Consider the following 17,691-nt stretch of genomic DNA (forward strand, 5'->3'; position numbering starts at 1 on the left):
GCACTGCATGTCCGGCGCACTGCATGTCCGGCGCACTGCATGTCGGCGTACTGCATGTCCGGCGCACTGCATGTCGCGCGTGGCCCGACCGCTCGCCGCGTTGACCGCGAGGCGTCGATGGCAGAGCAACGTCCCCGGCCGGCGACTCAGAGCGCGCGGCGACCTGCGGGATCGGCGGTGCCCCGCACATGCTTGCGACGGTGATGCCTGTGAGTCATTTTGATGACTCACAGGCATCATGCTCATCGGGGAACCTGGGCCGGGCAGGCGCGGGACCCGGCATGCGCGGGGCCGGGCATGCGCGGGGTCGGGCGGGCGCCGGACCGGGCAGGCGCGGGGTCGGGCAGGCACCGGGCCGGGCAGGCACGAGGCCGGGCAGGCACGAGGCCGGGCAGGCACGAGGCCGGGCAGGCACGAGGTCGGGCAGGCACGAGGCCGGGCAGGCACGAGGTCGGGCAGGCACGGGGCCGGGCGGAAACAGCGGGTCGGGCGGAAACAGCGGGTCGGGCCGGCGCCAGGCCAGGCGCGCGGGACGCCGGCGGACGCATGGGCCGGGCAGGTGCCCGGCCAGGTTGTCAGCGGGTGGCGGAGGCGAGGTCCGCTTCGACGGGAAGCGCGGCGAGCGCGTCGTCCTTGCGGCGGCGGCGCAGCTCGATCGGCAGCACCACGAGGGTGATCAGTGCGCCGAGCGCCCCGGTCACCACGAAGCCCCAGAGCGGCGCGCTGCCGTCGATCACCGCGCCGGCGAGCGGTGCGCCGACCGCGATGCCGACGGTGACCGCCGAACCGTGCAGGCCCATCGCCTCGCCGCGTACCTCGGCCGGTGCGAGGCGGCTGACGGCGTCGGAGGAGGCCGCGATGGTGGGCGCGCACAGCGCGCCGGCCGGGATCAGCGCCAGGCAGAGCAGCCACCAGTGCGCGCCGCCCAACCCGACCGGGATGGTGCAGAGCGCGAGCGCTGCGGTGAGGGCCAGCGGAGAGAGTGAGCGGTGCACCGCCCCGTAGGCGAAGCCGCCGGCCAGGGAGGCGATCGCCCAGCCGGCCAGCACGACGCCGGTCCAGCCGACGTCGCCGCTCTCGCGCAGGACGGCTACCACCGCGACGTCGGTGCCGCCGAGCACCAGGGTCGCGGCGGTGCTGAGCGCCAGGACGGCGAGCAGGCGGGGCGTCAGCCACTCCCGGCGAGGCACGTGGCGTCGTGGGCCGGTGGGTTCGGCGGCGCCGCGGATCGGCGGGTTCACCAGCCACAGGGCGATCCCGGCGGTGACGATGCCGCCACCGACGAGGTACATGGTGGTCTGCGCCGAGATGGCGGTGACCAGCGCCACCGCCAGCGCCGGGCCGATCATGAAGGACAGCTCGACGGACATGGAGTCCAGGGCGTACGCCGGCCGCCGTTGATCTTCCGGAACCAGCGCGGCGATCGACTGGCGGACCACCGAGAAGATCGGCAGGGCCAGCGAACCCGCCACGAAGGCGGTCGGCAGCAGCAGCGGGTACGGCAACGACGGCGCGGTGGTCCAGAACACCGCCTCGGCGACGCCGGTGAGCACCAACACCGGACGCAGACCACGCCGGTCGACCAGACGGCCGAGCAGCGGCCCACCGATCGCCGCTCCCACGGTGATGGCGGCGCCCACCAGGCCGGCTGCGCCGTAGCCCCGGTCGAGGTCGAGCACGACGTGGAAGGTCAGCGTGACCCCGGTCGCCGTGAGCGGGATGCGGGCGAGGACGGCGATCAGCAGCAGCGACCGCAGGCCGGGCAGAGCGAGGGCTGTGCGGTAAGGCTTCATGTTCACGTTGGTCCGTACCTCCGGCGACATCCTCGACGGATGGTGGACCATTGGCCAACCAATTAGCGCCTCATGCGGCCCTGATCACAGGCTCACCGTCCAGGATCACGCCGGCGCCGTCCATCGCCCGCAGCGCCACGTCGGTGGTCTCCGGAGCGACAGCGGCGGTCAGCTCCAGCAGGACGGTGGTGGCGAAGCCCTCCCGGGCGGCGCCGAGCGCGGTGGCGCGGACGCAGTGGTCGGTGGCGATGCCGACCACGTCGACCCGATCCACGTCGTGCCGACGCAGCCAGTCGGCCAGGCACTCGCCGTCGTCGGCGTGCCCCTCGAACCCGGAGTACGCCGCCGCGTGCTCGCCCTTGTGGAAGATCGCCTCGACCCGACCGGTCTCCAGGTCCGGGTGGAACTCCGAGCCACTGGTGCCGACCACGCAGTGCCGGGGCCACGACTCGACGAAGTCCGGCGGATCGCCGAAGTGCGCGCCCGGGTCGATGTGATAGTCCTTCGTGGCGACCACGTGCGCCCACCGGTCCGGCTCGGCGGCGAGCAGCCGGGAGATCCCGGCGGCCACTCCGGCGCCGCCCGCGACGGCCAGCGAGCCGCCCTCACAGAAGTCGTTCTGCACGTCGACGATGATCAGCGCGTTGGCCATCGGGGGTCCCTTCGAGATCGGATCAGCGGGCTCAGCCGGCGGGTACGACGGTGACCGGCACCGCGGGGTCGCCGGCCGAGAGCTTCAGCCCCTCCCACGGGATGGAGATGAGGCACTCGCGCAGGTGCTCCCGGGACTCGTCGAGGGTGGGCAGACCCACGGGCTCGCCGTCGATCACGTACGAGCGCTGGAGCATCCGGTCGTTGGCCTGCCGGTCCGGCACGCCCTGCGGGACGATGATCTCCTCCGTGGCGGTGCCGGTCGGCTTGTGCCGGCGAACCGCGACCTTGCGCCCACCGATGGTCGCCTTGTGCTCGGAGCGCTTCACCACCGGGCGGCCCTCGACCTCGACGAGCTTGTAGACCAGCCCCGCCGTGGGCGCCCCGGAACCGGTGACCACTGCCGTCCCCGCGCCGTACATGTCGACCGGCTCGGCGGCCAGCGCCGCGATCGAGTACTCGTCCAGGTCACCCGAGACGATGATCTTCGTCTCGGTGGCGCCCAGCGAGTCCAGCAGTTCCCGGGACTGCTGCGCGATCACCGCGAGGTCACCCGAGTCGATCCGGATCGCCCGCAGCTCCGGCCCGGCGACCGCGATCGCGTTGCGGATGCCCTGGCTGATGTCGTACGTGTCGACCAGCAGCGTGGTGTCCCTGCCCAGCGTGGCCACCTGCGAGGCGAACGCGGCCCGCTCGTCGTCGTGCAGCAGGGTGAACGCGTGTGCCGCGGTGCCCGCCGTCGGGATGCCGTAGCGCTCGCCGGCGGCGAGGTTGGACGTGAACCGGAAACCGGCCAGGTACGCGGCCCGCGCCGCCGCCACCGCGGCCTCCTCGTGTGCCCGGCGCGATCCCATCTCGATCAGCGCCCGGCCCCGGGCAGCGGTGACCATCCGCGCCGCGGCGGCCGCCACCGCGCAGTCGTGGTTGAGCACGGAGAGCGCCACCGTCTCCAGCACCACGCACTCGGCGAAGCCGCCGGAGACGGTCAGGATGGGCGAGCCGGGGAAGAACAGCTCACCCTCGGCGTACCCGTCGATGTCGCCGGTGAAGCGGTAGTCGGTGAGCCAGGCCGCCGCCGCCTCGTCGACCACTCCGGTGCGGCGCAGGAAATCGACCTCCGCCGGGTCGAACCGGAAGTCGCGGATCAGCTCGATCAGGCGCGCGGTGCCGGCGACGACGCCGTAACGCCGGCCGCTGGGCAGCCGACGGCTGAACACCTCGAAGACACAGCGGCGGTCGGCGGTGCCGTCCTTGAGTGCGGCGCTGACCATGGTCAGCTCGTAGTGGTCGGTCAGCAGCGCGGGGCCCAGGGTGCTCACCGCCCCAGCCTAAGGTTCAGCCCGCGCCGCCGCCTTCGTGGCCCGGGATCGACCGCAGCGCGGCCCACAGCTCGGACCGGCCGGTCACGCCGAGCTTGGTGTAGATCCGCTGCAGGTGGTTCTCCACGGTGCGGGCGGAGAGATAGAGCCGCTCGGCGATGGCCTTGCTGGTCGCACCGTGCGCGGCGAGGCGGGCCACCTGCCACTCGCGTTCGGTGAGCACCGGCGCCCCGGCCCGCAGCGCCGGCGTGCGGACCAGGTCGCACCGGCCGAGCAGCCCGGCCAGACGCTCGCGCGCCTCGCCGGCCGCCACCGACTGTTGCTGGCGTAGCCGCTGCAGCGCCTGGGCGGTGGCCTCAGCGGCGTACACCGTCAGCTCCAGCGCGGCGTAGTCGTCGGCGACCGCGAGCAGATCCGCGGCGGAATCGGTCACCGCGGCCCGGGCGTGCCGGGCCAGTAGCGGCGGGAGCACCCCGTCCACCTGCTCGGACAGCTCGGCGAGGCGCTGCGCCACCGTGCGCCGCCCGCCGTCGGAACAGGTGGGCCCGACCGCCGCGCCGGCCTGGTCCAACCGGACCAGGTCGTGCAGAACGTGCACCTCGTGCCCGGCGAAACCGTCCGCCCGCAGCCGGTCTGCCAGGTCGTTGAGCTGCTTCACCGCGCCCGGCAGGTCACCCGACGCGGCGAGCACCGCGCCCCGGGCCTGCTCCAGCCATGGGTAGAGCACCGCCATGCCCGGCGCGTGGGTGCGGTCGGCCTCGGCCATCGCCTCGGCCGCCTGCGCCGCGTCGCCACGCAGCGCCGCCGCCTGGGCCCGCTCGGCCTGGGCCAGACCGGCGTAGACCCGGCTGGTCGCCAGCACCGCGCAGGCGCCCAACGACGTCCGCATCGCCGAGTCGCTCTGCCCGCGCAGCCGCGCGGCGTACGCCTGGAGGATGGCCAGGTATCCGGTGCCGAGTCGGAAGTCACCGGCACCGGCCAGGTCGGCGAACTCGTCGGCCACGATCGCGTCGATCCCGACGAGGTCGCCGGTGAGCATGAGCCGGGTGCCGCGGGCCAGCTCCAGGGCCAGTTGCAGGTACGGCATGTCGGTGCGCCAGCTGGCCGCGGCGGAGTGCACCTGCGCGATGGCCGCACCGCTGCGCGTCAGCTGACCCTGGGCCGCCTGGACGTACGCGATGGTGCTGCGCGCCAGTTCACGGGCGGCGATGCTGGCCGCGGGCCGATCGAGCACCCGCTGACTGAGCCGTACGGCGGTGGTCGTGTCGAGCCGGTGCAGCCGCATGATCGCCTCGAAGGCGTGCACCCGGGCGCGGTCGGCCGAGTCGCCGAGCTGCTCGACCCGGCTCGCGATCTCCTCCACCGTGGACTCCCGACTGAGGCCCCAGTAGCTGACCATGCCGCGCACGGTCAGCCACCGGCAGAGCCGCCGCTCGTCCCCGGGCTCCAGGGTCACCGCGTCGAGAACGGTGATCGCCTCGTCCGGTCGGTCGGCGAACATCAGAATCGTGGCCAGCAGCTCCGCCGCGTCCGAGCCGCCGTCGGCGTTCAGCGCGGCCCGGGCCAGCCGGGTCGCCAGCGGTACGTCGTAGCGGGTGAACGCCTGCATCGCGGCGTCCACGAGCAGGGCGGCGTCCTGTGCGGTGCCCGAGTCGAGCCGCCAGACCGCCACCCGCAGCAGGTCGTCGCGGCGGCGCTTGCCGACCTGTTCCAGCAGCTCGGCGAGGTGCGCCTGGAGGCGTCGGGTGCGGCTGACCGGGCACCGGCGGCGCATCACCTCGCCGTAGAGCGGGTGGGCCAGGCGTACGTTGGTCCGCCGGTCGTGCTGGATGACGGTGATCAGGCCGCGCTCCTCGGCGCACTCCACATCGGACTGCTCGGCGGCCTGGTTGAGCAGGTGCAGGCCGAGTGGCTCACCGAAGGCGACCAGCTCGACGACCGTACGAACGCCGTCGGTGAGCTGCCCGACGCGGGTGTCGATCAGGTCGGTGAGGCTGGGCGCCAGCTCCAGCCGCCCGGTCCACTTCCAGATCCCGTAGGTGCGCTTCAGCTCCTCGCTGCCGCTGGCGGCGTGCACCAGCTCGCGCAGCAGCAGCGGGTTGCCTGCCGACAGCCGGCCGAGCCGGTCGGCGGAACCGGCGTCGACCGGGCCGCCCAGGATCGCCGCCAGCAGGCCGGCGGTCTCCGACGGTGGCATGGGGGTCAGCTCGACGTGCTCGACCAGGTCGTCGGTCCAGAGTGCCCGGATCGGCAGCGGGATCTGTTCGCCGTCGCGCAGGGTGCCCACGACTGTGGCGTTGTCGGCGCGGGCGACCAGATGCACCAGCGCCGCGGAGGGTGGGTCGAGCAGGTGCGCGTCGTCGATGGCGAGCACGATCCGGCGGCCGGCGGCCTGCTGTTGCAGAACGCCGAGCGCCCAGCGGAGTATGCCGGCGGGGGAGAGGCCCTGGGGCTGCTCCGCCGGGAGGACCTGCACCAGCCCACCGAACGGCAGCGCGGCAGTGGTGGCGCTGGCCGCGATGGACCAGATCGCGTACCTGTCGGTGGGCAGGGTGTTGACCCCCTCGCGCAGCAGCCGGCTCTTGCCGATGCCCGCGCTGCCGCTGAAGAAGAGCCCTCGGCCGGCCTCGCCGGTCACCGCCGCCAGCAGGCGGTTGAGCTCGTCGGTCCGGCCGACGAACTGCCATCGACTCATCCGGGCAGCATATCCATCGAATTCCGTCCGCGCCCGCATCGTCACGCACCGAAGTTGAGTAGCGGCACAATTACCGGTGAGTATCCGATGTGTTCCGCCTGGTCGGCCGGCCGAACGTACTCTTCCGGCATCCGGGTAGTGTCACCGGAATTTCCACGCGACCGGCGTGCCGGTCGCCTGCCCCGGGAGGCCACCCGATGCAGCAGGGCCCTCTCCCCTCGCTCGACTCGCCCGGCGACATGGCCAGCTCAGCCGACCCGCCGAGCTGCGCCCCGCTGCCCACCGATCTCGGCGTGCCGGTTGCCCGCGCGGACGAGCCGCTCGGCGTGGTCGCCGTCGGCCCGGCCGGCGCGGACCGGCGCGCGGTCCTCGCCAGCCTCGTCGGGCTCGACCCGGTGATGCTCACCGTGCCGGCGGGCAGTTGGCTGCTGGTCCGGCACGCCCAGGTGCCCACGCGGGCAGCCTTCGTCCCCGGCTACCGCCAGCCGCACTCGTACGGCGCGGACCGGGACGCCGCCGGCCCGGCGTTGGCCCGGCCACCGCGGCGGGTCGAGCTGAGCGTGCCCGAACCCCTGCTGCGCCACTTCACCCTGATCGACACACCGGACACGGGCGCGCTCGGCGTGGCCGGCGTCCGGGTGCTGCGCGAGGCGGTCGGCCGGGCCGGCGCGCTGCTCTTCGTGATCGCGGCCGACCAGGCGTTCACGGCCCAGGAGCTGAATCTGCTCGCCGAGGTGGCCGCCGCTGCAGTGGAGGTCGTCTTCGCGGTGACGCCGGGTGCGGCGGGTTGGGCGCCACCGGCCGACGGCGGGGCGCTGACGGAGGACGCGGGGGCGTCCGTCTCGCCGGCCGACGGCCGGCCGGGGGAGGTGGACCCGGTGGCGGTGATCGTCGAGGCACACCGGGCGGCGCTGCTGGCCGCGGTCCCCTCGCTGGCGGGCTCGCGGTGGTTCCCGGTCGACGGCGCCGATTCCGCAGCCGACCTGCGCCGGGCGCTGGTGGGCTGGTCGGCGAACGAGGGGTTGCAGCGGGCCAGCGCCGATCCGCCGGTGCTGCCGGGGCAGCACGACCGGGTGGCGGTGTCCGCCGAGCCGGGGGACTGGTCCGAGCGGCTCGACCGGCAGACCCGCTCCTGCTCCCAGCGGATCCGCCAGCACCTGGCGCTGGAGCTGGCGAACATCCACCTCCGGGCCGTCCAGGAGATCGTCTTCGGGGTCGGCTGCGCCGGCCTACCGGACCTGCTCGACCGGGAGATGGCGGCGCTGTCGCTGCTGGCCACCGCCCAGTGCGACCACGCGGTACGGGGCATCGTGGCCGACACCGCCGCCCAGGTGCTCGGCGGGACACCGGCGGAGGGCGTCCGCCGCCGGATCGCCACCGCCGTCCAGTACGGCCTGGCGGATCACCGCTCCGGGCGCGACCTCGACCGGGTGCTGCTGATCACGAGTACGGCGGGTGTGGCCGGACTGACCGGCACGGAGGCGATCGACGCGCTCGCCGGCTATCCGACGGTGACCCGTGACGAGGTGCTTCCGCCGGTCGCGGTGGCGCTCTCCGGCGGGTGCTGGCAGCAGTGGCGTACCCCGGGCAACGATGACCACAGCGCCGCGCGGGCCTGGTCCCAGCGGGCGTTGCGGGAGGTCGAGTTGGAGCTTTCCCGGGAGATCTCCCGACGGTTCGAGGTGATCCGTCTCTCGCTGGGCGTGGTGCTCTCCGATGCGGTCGACCACGGCATCCTGCTCGCCTGACGGCATGCCCATCTGCCGGCTCGGGCCCGCACCGCGCCTCGCGTCCGACGGGGTGCGGGCCGACTCCGGGGTGGCCACGGCGGGTGATCCTGGTTCGCCCGGCGTTCCGGTTCCTCGGTTCCGGGAAACCGGTGGCACGATGGGGGGCATGGCGGCTCCACAGGTTGCACCGGTCGAGACGCCGGCCACTGACGAGGTGCCGGCGCCCGACCGGCAATGGGTGACGATCGTGTGGGACGACCCGGTCAACCTGATGACGTACGTGACCTGGGTCTTCCAGAAGCTGTTCGGCTACAGCCGGGAGAGGGCGGAGCAGCTCATGCTGGACGTGCACCACAAGGGCCGCGCCGTGGTCTCCACGGGGGCCCGGGAGCGGATGGAGCACGACGCGTCGCAGTTGCACGCGTACGGGCTGTGGGCGACGGTGGACCGCTCGTGAGCATGTTCCGGCGCCAGGCCGGCCGCTATGTCGCCACCTTCGCCGTGGACGAGGTGCGGGTGCTGCGCAAGGTCGCCAGCGAGGTGGTCGGCCTACTCACCGACGGTTTCGACCACACGGACCCGGTCGTGGGCCGGCTGTTTCCGGCCGTCTACCCGGAGGATGCGAGCGGCACCGCCGAGTTCCGCCGCTACACCGAGGGTGATCTGAAGACTGCCAAGATCGACCAGGCGGGGGCCATCCTGGCCGCGCTGCCCGACGAGGCCGGCGGCGAGGTGCGGTTGGACGCCGAGGCCGCCGAGGCGTGGCTGCGGGCGCTCAACGACGCGCGGCTGGCGATGGGCGTCCGGCTGGAGATCAAGGACGGCACGGATCTGGGTGAGGAGCTGGACGACGCGGTGACCGAGGATCCCGGTTCCAGCCGGGTGTTCCAGCTGTCGGTCTACGCGTATCTCGGGTATCTACAGGAGTCGCTGCTCAACGCCTTGATCGACTAGGCGTGACCGGCACCACTTCAGGGCCCGCCCACTAGGCGTTAGGCTGGTGCACGTGCTGAGCATCGACCGGTCGATCATTGACGCGATCGTCGCCCACGCGCGCCGGGACCACCCCGACGAGGCGTGCGGCGTCGTCGCCGGTGCCGTCGGCAGCGACACCCCGACCCGGCACATCCCGATGGACAACGCCGCCCGGTCGATGACCTTCTACGAGTTCGACTCGATGGAGCATCTGCGGGTGTGGCGGGAGATGGACGACCGGGACGAGGAGCCCGTGGTCATCTACCACTCGCACACCGCCACCGAGGCATACCCGTCCCGGACGGATGTGTCCTTCGCCGGCGAGCCGGGCGCGCACTACCTGCTCGTCTCGACCCGTGAGCCCGACTCGGAGGAGATCCGGTCGTTCCGGATCGTCGACGGCGTGGTGACCGAGGAGCCGGTCCAGATCGTGGAGGCCGGAATCGACCCGCACGCCGTGCAGTCCTACATGTTCGGGCAGAGCCCGGCGACGGTCGACTACGAGTGTTCCGGCCGCTGACCCGTCAGCGTTCGCACCCGTTCTCCGTCCCGTCACCGTTGGCACACCCGTTTGAGGAGCACGACATCATGGCCATCGAGGTTCGCATCCCCACCATCCTGCGCAGCTACACCGGCGGCGCCAAGGTCGTCGAGGGTGCCGGCGACACGCTGGCAGACCTGCTCACCGACCTGGACTCCCGGCACGCCGGGCTGCGTGGCCGCCTGGTCACCGAGGCCGGCGCACTGCACCGTTTCGTGAACGTCTACGTCAACGACGAGGACGTCCGCTTCCTCGGCGCGCTCGACGCGAAGCTCTCCGACGGTGACAGCGTCACCATCCTGCCGGCCGTGGCCGGCGGCGCGTTCGGTTTCGCGGCGGCAGCGGCGATCAGCTCGCACAGCGCCGCGGCAGCGGCGATCAGCTCGCACAGCGCCGCGGCAGCGGCGATCAGCTCGCACAGCGCCGCGACCGCCGTCGCCGCGCGCTGAGGGCGGCCGCCATGGCGCGGTACGACAGCCTCCTCGACGCCTGTGGTGGCACGCCGCTCGTCGGTCTGCCCCGGCTCTCGCCGACGGTGCCCGACGGCGCACCGCCGGTGCGGCTCTGGGCGAAGCTGGAGGACCGGAACCCGACGGGCAGCATCAAGGACCGCGCGGCGCTGTTCATGGTCCGCGCGGCGGAGGAGGCCGGCCGGCTCCGGGCGGGTGACACCATCCTGGAGCCGACCAGCGGCAACACCGGCATCTCGTTGGCCATGGTGGCCAAGCTGCGCGGGTACCGGCTGGTCTGCGTGATGCCCGAGAACGTCTCCACCGAGCGGGTCCAGCTGCTCCGGATGTACGGGGCGGAGATCATCTTCTCGGCGGCGGCGGGCGGCTCCAACCAGGCCGTCGCGACGGCCAAGCAGATCGCCGCCGAGCACCCGGACTGGGTGATGCTCTACCAGTACGGCAACGAGGCCAACGCGCGGGCGCACTACGAGACGACAGGTCCGGAACTGCTGCACGACCTGCCCACCATCACGCACTTCGTGGCCGGGTTGGGCACCACCGGCACCCTGATGGGCACCGGGCGCTACCTGCGCGAGAAGGTCGAGGGCATCCAGGTCGTGGCGGCCGAGCCGCGCTACGGCGAGCTGGTCTACGGCCTGCGCAACATCGACGAGGGGTACGTGCCGGAGCTGTACGACGCCTCGGTGCTGTCCCGGCGCTTCTCGGTCGGCACCCGGGACGCGGTGCTGCGTACCCGTCAGCTCGTCGAGGTGGAGGGCATCTTCGCCGGCTTCTCCACCGGGGCGATCCTGCACGCCGCGCTCGCGGTGGCGCACGAGGCGGTCCGCGACGGCCGGCGGGCCGATGTGGCGTTCGTGGTCTGCGACGGCGGCTGGAAGTACCTGTCCACCGGCGCGTACGGCGGCACCCTCGCGGATGCCGAGGACGCGCTGGAGGGTCAGCTCTGGGCCTGATCGCAGGGGTCTTGCGCGAACGGGCCGTCGGCGTACGCGTCGGTGGCCCGTTTGTCGCACCTGGGCTGTGAGCGGGTGTCACGTTCGTGACAACTTCCAACGGATGATTCTTGTCCTCGGGCACCCCAGCGTAGGCTGCGCAGCGTGGCGTACGCGTCGGTAGAGATCATTGCCGGGACGACCGCCGGCACGGCTGCTACTGACAGTGACAGCGAGACGACCCGATGCGACTGACTGTCCTGGGGTGTGCCGGTAGCTTCCCCGGCCCCGAGTCGCCGTGCTCCGCCTATCTCGTCGAGGCGGACGGCTTCCGCCTCCTGGTCGACTTCGGCCCGGGGTCGCTGTCCAGCCTCCAGCGCTACGTGGGGCTGCACGCGCCCGACGCGATCCTGCTGACCCACCTGCACTGTGACCACATCCTCGACGCCGCGTCGTACGTGGTGGTCCGCCGGTACGCCCCGGACGGCCCCTACCCGCCGTTGCCGGTGTACGCGCCCTCCGGCGCACCGGACCGGCTCAGCGCCGCCTACGGCGACGACGGCACGGTGGAGGACGTCTACCAGTTCTACGCGTTGCAGCCGGGCACGTTCCCGATCGGGCCGTTCACCGTCACCGTCGACCGGGTCAACCATCCCGTCGAGACGTACGGCGTGCGGTTGGAGCACGGCGGTCGGTCGCTGTGCTACTCGTCGGACACCGCGCCCTGCGACGCGTTGCTGCGCCTGGCCCAGAACGCCGACGTGTTCCTGTGCGAGGCCAGCTACCTCGACGGCGTGGACAATCCTCCGGACCTGCACCTGACCGGCCGCGAGGCGGGCGAGACGGCGACCAAGGCGGTGGTGGGGCGGCTGCTGCTCACCCACCTGGTCGCGGCGTGGGGCAGCGAGGCGCACACGTTGGAGTCGGCTGCCGCCGCGTACACCGGCCCACTCGAGGTGGTCCGGGCCGGCGCCAGCTACGACATCTGACCGCCTCGCGGCGGTGTTGTGCCGTACTGTTCGCCGGCCGGTCAGCGGCTGGTCGCCTGGGGCACCCGTGGCACCAGCACGGTGTGGGCATGCGGATCGCCATCGTGACCGAGTCGTTCCCGCCGGACGTGAACGGCGTCGCGCACTCCGTGGTGCGCACGGCGGAGCACCTGCTGGCCCGGGGCCACGAACCGGTGGTCATCGCACCCGCACCGCCCGGGGCGGCAGGGCGGGACATCGAGGGGTCGCCGTACCCGGTGGTGCGCATCCCGAGCGTGCCGTTGCCCCGTTACCAGGGTTTCCGGCTGGGCGTGCCGACCACCACCCGGCTGGCGGGGGCGTTGCTGTCGGCGGCGCCCGACGTGGTGCACCTGGCCAGTCCGTTCATCCTCGGCGCCCGCGCGGCAACCCTCGCCAGCCGGTACGGGCTGCCCATGGTGGCGGTGTACCAGACCGACGTGGCGGCCTATGCCAGGGCGTACCGGGTGAGCTGGGGTGAGGCCGCAGCGTGGCGACGGCTTCGGGAGATCCACAATCTGGCGCAGCGGACCCTCGCGCCGTCGACCCGGGCGGCCGCCGACCTGATCGCCAACGGGGTGCAGCGGATCTGGCTGTGGGGCCGGGGCGTGGACGCCGTCCGGTTCGATCCGACCAAGCGGTGCGACGACCTGCGGCGTCGGCTGGCCCCCGGCGGGGAGCTGCTGGTCGGCTACGTCGGCCGGCTGGCCCCGGAGAAGCGGGTGGAGCTGCTGGCGGCGACGTCCCGCCTGCCGGGCGTGCGGGTCGTGGTGGCCGGCGACGGCCCCGCCCGCCGCCAGCTGACCCGGGCGCTGCCGGGGGTGGACTTCCTGGGGGTGCAGCACGGCGAGGACCTGGCCCGGCTCTACGCCAGCCTGGACGTGTTCGTGCACACCGGGCCGCACGAGACCTTCGGCCAGACCCTGCAGGAGGCGCTGGCCTCCGGGGTGCCGGTGGTCGCGCCGGCCAGTGGCGGGCCGGTCGATCTGGTCGACTCGGGAACGACCGGGCTGCTGGTCCCGCCGGCCGACGGCGACGCCCTCGCCGCCGCGGTGGCCGAGTTGGCCGGGGACGCCGACCGGCGGCGGGCGTACGGGGTGGCCGCCAGGGCCGCGGTCCGCCGACGCAGTTGGGCGGCCGTCGGCGACGAACTGGTCGGGCACTACCGGGCGGTACGCGCCCAGGGTGCCACCGTGGGCCTGCCGGCCGCGTCGTGACGGGGACGGCCGGCGGGCTGCGGATCGTCCGGCTCGCGAACTTCGTGACCGCGCGCTCCGGTGGCCTGCGCACCGCGCTGCGCCACCTCGGCGAGGGCTACCGCGCGGCGGGGCACGATCCGGTGCTGGTGGTGCCCGGTCGACGCGACGCACACGAGTGGCACCCGTGGGGTCGGGTGGTGACCCTGCCCGGCGTGGAGCTGCCCGGCACCGGCGGTTACCGGCTGCTGGTTGGTCGGCGGCGGCTGGCCCGGGTGCTCGACGAGCTGGCACCGGACCGGCTGGAGGTGTCCGACAGGTCGTCGCTGCGCTGGACGGGGAACTGGGCGAAGGCGCACGGGGTGCCGTCGGTGATGGTCTCGCACGAGTCGCTGACCGGGCTGCTCGGCCAGTGGGGTGTGCCGGACGTGCTGCGGCGGCCGGTCGCGGACCGGCTCAACCGGGCCACCAGCCGGGCGTACGACCGGATCGTGTGCACGACCCGGTGGGCGGCCGAGGAGTTCGACCGCATCGGCGCCGACAACGTGGATCTCGTGCCGCTCGGGGTGGACCTGGACACCTTCCACCCCGACCGGGTCGACCCGGCGATGCGGGAGCGCTACGCCGACCCGACCGAACTGCTGCTCGTACACTGCGCCAGGTTGTCTCCGGAGAAGCGGCCGGAGCTGGCGGTCGAAGCCCTCGCCGAGCTGCGCCGCTCGGGCGTGCCGGCGGTGCTGGTGCTGGCCGGGGACGGGCCGTTCCGGGCGTCGCTGGCCCGCCGGGCCGCCGGCCTGCCGGTCACGTTCACCGGTCACCTCCCCGACCGGGCGACGGTGGCCGCGCTGCTCGCCAGCGCGGACGTGGTGCTCGCGCCCGGCCCGGTGGAGACCTTCGGCCTCGCCGGGCTGGAGGCGTTGGCCTGCGGCACCCCGGTGGTGGTGAACGCCGCGAGCGCGTTGCCCGAGGTGGTCGGCTCGGCCGGGATCGCCGCATACGGTTCCGGAAAGTCGATGGCCGAGGCCGTGACCCGCCTCGTGGCCCGGCCGGAGGCCGCGCGACGGCGGGCCGCCCGGGCCCGGGCACAGGAGTTCGACTGGCCGGCGGCGGTCGCCGGATTCCTGCGGGTGCACGACGCGGACACTGCTCGGGACACCCAGGGGGAAGCGGATCGCCGCACCGCATAGGGTGCAGGGCATGGCGCGACCTGACGGGCGAGGGCCCTCTCAACTCCGACCGGTGACCCTGACCCGGGGCTGGAGCACCCATCCGGAGGGCTCGGTGCTCGTCGAGTTCGGCGGCACCCGGGTGCTCTGCACGGCGAGCGTCACCGAGGGCGTGCCCCGCTGGCGCAAGGGCTCCGGGCTCGGCTGGGTGACCGCCGAGTACGCGATGCTGCCCCGGGCCACCAACACCCGCTCGGACCGGGAGAGCATCAAGGGTCGGGTCGGTGGGCGCACCCACGAGATCTCCCGGCTGATCGGCCGCAGCCTGCGGGCCAGCATCGACCTCAAGGCGCTCGGCGAGAACTCGGTAGTGCTCGACTGCGACGTGCTCCAGGCCGACGGCGGCACGCGCACGGCCGCGATCACCGGCGCGTACGTGGCGCTGCACGACGCGGTGGGCTGGCTGGCCGCCCGCAAGGCCCTCGCGGGCAAGCCGGAGAAGGTGATGCACCGGTCGGTGGCGGCGGTCAGCGTGGGGATCATCGCGGGGGAGGCCCGGCTCGACCTCTGCTACGAGGAGGACGTGGCCGCCGAGGTGGACATGAACGTGGTGTGCACCGGTGCGGGCGACTTCGTCGAGGTGCAGGGCACCGGTGAGGCGGGCGTGTTCGCCCGCGACCAGCTCGACAGCCTGCTCGACCTGGCCGTCGCCGGCTGCGCCGAGCTGGCCGAAGCCCAGCGGAAGGCACTCGCGTGAGCGCGAGGAGTGAGTTTGCGAGCCCCGCAGTCGCGAACGAAGGTGTTTCAGCATGAACAAGGTCCTGCTCGCCACCCGTAACCGCAAGAAGCTGGTCGAGCTACAGCGGATCCTGGACGGCGCGCTCGGCGCGCACCGGATCGCCCTGCTCGGGCTGGACGACGTCGAGCAGTACGCGGAGCTGCCGGAGACTGGCCTCACCTTCGGCGAGAACGCGCTGATCAAGGCGCGGGAGGGCTGCCGGCAGAGCGGGCTGCCGACCATTGCCGATGACTCCGGGCTCGCGGTCGACGCGCTCAACGGCATGCCGGGGGTGTTCAGCGCCCGCTGGTCCGGTCAGCACGGCGACGACCGGGCCAACCTTCAGCTGGTGCTGGACCAGATCGCCGACGTCCCGGACGAGCAGCGCGCCGCCTCGTTCGTCTGCACCGTGGCGTTGGTGCTGCCCGGCGGCAAGGAGCACCTGGTCGACGGCCGGCAGTCCGGGCGGGTGCTGCGTGCGCCGCGCGGTGACGGCGGGTTCGGCTACGACCCGATCTTCCTGGGCGACGGACAGGACCGGACCAACGCGGAGCTGACCCCGGCGGAGAAGGACGCCATCAGTCACCGGGGCAAGGCGCTGCGCGAGCTGGCCAAGCTCGTCGCGAAGGTGCTGCCGCCCGCCGCCTGACGATCGTTGAGGTGCTGCCGCCCGCCGCCTGACCCGCGGCGGGCGACAGCGACCCGCGGAGGTCAGCCCAGCGGGCCGACCTCCCGTTCGATGGCGGCGCGCAGCTCCGGCCCGGCCAGCACCGCGCGGGCGGCCTCCAGCACCGGGGCGAGGAACACGTCCGGGCCGGGTTCACCGGCGGCCGTGCCCAGGGCGGCGACGGCGGCCCGGCCGGCCGGCGACGGCACCAGCGGTGCGCGCAGTTGCAGGCCGCGTACGCCGGCCAGCAGCTCGACGGCGAGCAGGCTGGTCAGGTTGTCCAGCACCGTGCGCAACTTCTTGGCCGCCGCCCAGCCCATCGAGACGTGGTCCTCCTGCATGCCGCTGGTGGGCAGCGAGTCCACCGAGGCGGGGGCGGCGAGCCGGCGGTTCTCCGCGACGATCCCGGCCGCCGTGTACTGGGCGATCATCAGGCCGGAGTTGACCCCGGCGTCGGGGGAGAGGAACGCGGGCAGTTCCCGGTTGCGGGCCACGTCCAGCAGGCGGTCCACCCGCCGCTCGGCGATCGCGCCCACCTCGGCGGCGGCGATGGCGAGGAAGTCGGCGGCGAAGCCCAGCGGCGCACCGTGGAAGTTTCCGGTGGACTCGACCCGGCCGTCGGGCAGCACCACCGGGTTGTCCACCACCGACACCAGCTCCCGTGCCGCGACCGTGCGGACGAAGTCCAGGGTGTCCCGGGCCGCGCCGGCCACCTGCGGCGCACAGCGCATCGAGTACGCGTCCTGCACGGCGTGCGCCAGGTCGTCGCGGTGCGAGTCCATGACCCGGGAGTCCTGCAACAGCCGGTGGATGTTCGCCGCCGACGCCGCCTGGCCGGGGTGCGGACGGATGGCGTGCAGCTCGGGCAGGAACGGCCGCTCCGAGCCGAGCATCGCCTCGATGGCCAGCGCTGCCGTTACGTCCGCCATGGCGAACAGGTGCGCCGCGTCGTGGATGGCCAGCAACAGCATGCCGAGCATGCCGTCGGTGCCGTTGATCAGCGCCAGCCCCTCCTTGGCGGCCAGGTCGATCGGCTTGAGCCCGGCGGCGGTCAGCGCGTCGGCGGCGTCGCGCCGCTCGCCGTCCGGGCCGAGCACCCAGCCCTCACCGAGCAGCGCGAGCGCGCAGTGCGCCAGCGGCGCCAGGTCGCCGGACGCGCCCAGCGAACCGTGCTCCGGCACCCACGGGGTGATGTCGTGGTTGAGCAGGTCGACGAGCGCCTCGGCGACCAGCGGGCGGACCCCGGAGCGGCCCAGGGCGAGCGAGCGGACCCGCAGCAGCATCATGGCCCGGACCACCTCGCGCGGCATCGGGGCGCCCACCCCGGCGGCGTGCGAGCGGATCAGCGCGTGTTGCAGTTCGGCCCGTCGCTCCGGCGCGACGAACGTGTTGGCGAGCGCGCCGAACCCGGTCGACACGCCGTACACGGGCCGCCCGGCGGCCTCGATCCCGTCGACGATCGCGCGGCTGGTCGCCATCGCGTCCCGGGTGGCCGGGTCGAGGGACACCGTGGCGGTGCCGCGCGCGACCGCGAGGACGTCGTCGGCGGTGATACCGGTGGGTTGAATGATCACGGTCGTCACTGGGGAACTCCGTTGCGTATTACCTGGTGGATCAGGGGGACACCGGGCCGGTAGGCCAGGTGCAGGTAGGACGGCGCGTCCAGGACGACCAGGTCGGCCCGCGCGCCGGGGATGAGCACGCCGACGTCGTCCCGGCGCAGGGCCCGTGCGCCGCCGGCGGTCGCCGCCCACAGCGCCTCCGCCGG

Annotated in this window: 17 protein-coding genes; 11 read left to right on the forward strand and 6 right to left on the reverse strand. The window is 73.5% G+C overall.

The features are described from left to right. Positions 1–575: 575 nt before the first annotated feature. From AB0B97_RS15225 to AB0B97_RS15240, 4 genes are read right to left on the reverse strand one after another with little or no spacing between them, the layout of a single operon-like run. Positions 576–1,823 carry an MFS transporter gene (locus AB0B97_RS15225; RefSeq protein WP_357493988.1) on the reverse strand — a complete coding sequence of 416 codons (1,248 nt, stop codon included), beginning with the start codon at positions 1,821–1,823 and terminating at the stop codon, positions 576–578. A 40-nt stretch (positions 1,824–1,863) separates the two neighbouring features. Next, entirely contained in the window at positions 1,864–2,445 is a 582-nt protein-coding gene (locus tag AB0B97_RS15230; RefSeq protein WP_357493990.1) for an isochorismatase family protein, read from the reverse strand. Positions 2,446–2,476: 31 nt separating this feature from the next. Next, positions 2,477–3,763, reverse strand: coding sequence for a nicotinate phosphoribosyltransferase (locus tag AB0B97_RS15235; RefSeq protein ID WP_234581509.1), 1,287 nt, complete (start codon positions 3,761–3,763; stop codon positions 2,477–2,479). A 16-nt stretch (positions 3,764–3,779) separates the two neighbouring features. Then, positions 3,780–6,458: a LuxR C-terminal-related transcriptional regulator gene (locus AB0B97_RS15240; RefSeq protein WP_357493993.1), complete on the reverse strand. Its 2,679-nt coding sequence runs from the start codon at positions 6,456–6,458 to the stop codon at positions 3,780–3,782. Between the two features lie 197 nt (positions 6,459–6,655). On the opposite strand from AB0B97_RS15240, the gene AB0B97_RS15245 reads away from it, so the two are divergent. The 11 genes from AB0B97_RS15245 to rdgB all read left to right on the forward strand — a co-directional run bounded on the left by AB0B97_RS15245 (position 6,656) and on the right by rdgB (position 15,905). Continuing rightward, a complete protein-coding gene (locus AB0B97_RS15245) occupies positions 6,656–8,206 on the forward strand; it encodes a hypothetical protein (RefSeq protein WP_357493995.1) in 1,551 nt (516 codons plus the stop codon). Between the two features lie 148 nt (positions 8,207–8,354). Further along, positions 8,355–8,645, forward strand: coding sequence for an ATP-dependent Clp protease adapter ClpS (clpS, locus tag AB0B97_RS15250; protein ID WP_234581506.1), 291 nt, complete (start codon positions 8,355–8,357; stop codon positions 8,643–8,645). Positions 8,646–8,647: 2 nt separating this feature from the next. Then, positions 8,648–9,142, forward strand: coding sequence for a DUF2017 domain-containing protein (locus AB0B97_RS15255; RefSeq protein ID WP_234581563.1), 495 nt, complete (start codon positions 8,648–8,650; stop codon positions 9,140–9,142). Positions 9,143–9,194: 52 nt separating this feature from the next. Continuing rightward, positions 9,195–9,683: a M67 family metallopeptidase gene (locus AB0B97_RS15260; RefSeq protein WP_308195324.1), complete on the forward strand. Its 489-nt coding sequence runs from the start codon at positions 9,195–9,197 to the stop codon at positions 9,681–9,683. A gap of 68 nt (positions 9,684–9,751) precedes the next feature. After that, positions 9,752–10,153 (forward strand): MoaD/ThiS family protein, encoded by a 402-nt coding sequence (locus AB0B97_RS15265; RefSeq protein ID WP_357493998.1) that lies wholly within the window; start codon positions 9,752–9,754, stop codon positions 10,151–10,153. An 11-nt stretch (positions 10,154–10,164) separates the two neighbouring features. Then, on the forward strand, positions 10,165–11,130 hold the full coding sequence (locus AB0B97_RS15270) for a pyridoxal-phosphate dependent enzyme (RefSeq protein WP_357494000.1): 966 nt from the start codon (positions 10,165–10,167) through the stop codon (positions 11,128–11,130). 224 nt (positions 11,131–11,354) lie between these two features. Continuing rightward, positions 11,355–12,098: an MBL fold metallo-hydrolase gene (locus AB0B97_RS15275; RefSeq protein WP_357494002.1), complete on the forward strand. Its 744-nt coding sequence runs from the start codon at positions 11,355–11,357 to the stop codon at positions 12,096–12,098. Positions 12,099–12,187: 89 nt separating this feature from the next. Beyond that, positions 12,188–13,333, forward strand: coding sequence for a glycosyltransferase family 1 protein (locus AB0B97_RS15280; protein WP_357494004.1), 1,146 nt, complete (start codon positions 12,188–12,190; stop codon positions 13,331–13,333). Beyond that, complete coding sequence (locus tag AB0B97_RS15285) at positions 13,330–14,499, forward strand: glycosyltransferase (RefSeq protein WP_357494006.1); 1,170 nt, start codon at positions 13,330–13,332, stop codon at positions 14,497–14,499. The genes AB0B97_RS15280 and AB0B97_RS15285 overlap by 4 nt, the downstream gene beginning before the upstream one ends. 10 nt (positions 14,500–14,509) lie before the next feature. After that, entirely contained in the window at positions 14,510–15,235 is a 726-nt protein-coding gene (gene rph, locus AB0B97_RS15290; RefSeq protein ID WP_357494008.1) for a ribonuclease PH, read from the forward strand. Between the two features lie 52 nt (positions 15,236–15,287). Continuing rightward, complete coding sequence (rdgB, locus tag AB0B97_RS15295) at positions 15,288–15,905, forward strand: RdgB/HAM1 family non-canonical purine NTP pyrophosphatase (protein WP_355418590.1); 618 nt, start codon at positions 15,288–15,290, stop codon at positions 15,903–15,905. Positions 15,906–15,967: 62 nt separating this feature from the next. On the opposite strand, the gene hutH is transcribed toward rdgB, so the two are convergent. Both hutH and AB0B97_RS15305 read right to left on the reverse strand, forming a co-directional pair. Further along, on the reverse strand, positions 15,968–17,506 hold the full coding sequence (gene hutH, locus AB0B97_RS15300) for a histidine ammonia-lyase (protein WP_234581498.1): 1,539 nt from the start codon (positions 17,504–17,506) through the stop codon (positions 15,968–15,970). Next, positions 17,503–17,691 (reverse strand): amidohydrolase family protein (locus AB0B97_RS15305; protein WP_357494011.1); only part of this gene is annotated, 189 nt, incomplete at its 5' end. The genes hutH and AB0B97_RS15305, both read right to left, overlap by 4 nt.

It is taken from the genome of Micromonospora sp. NPDC049004, from assembly GCF_040649315.1.
Lineage (GTDB): Bacteria > Actinomycetota > Actinomycetes > Mycobacteriales > Micromonosporaceae > Micromonospora.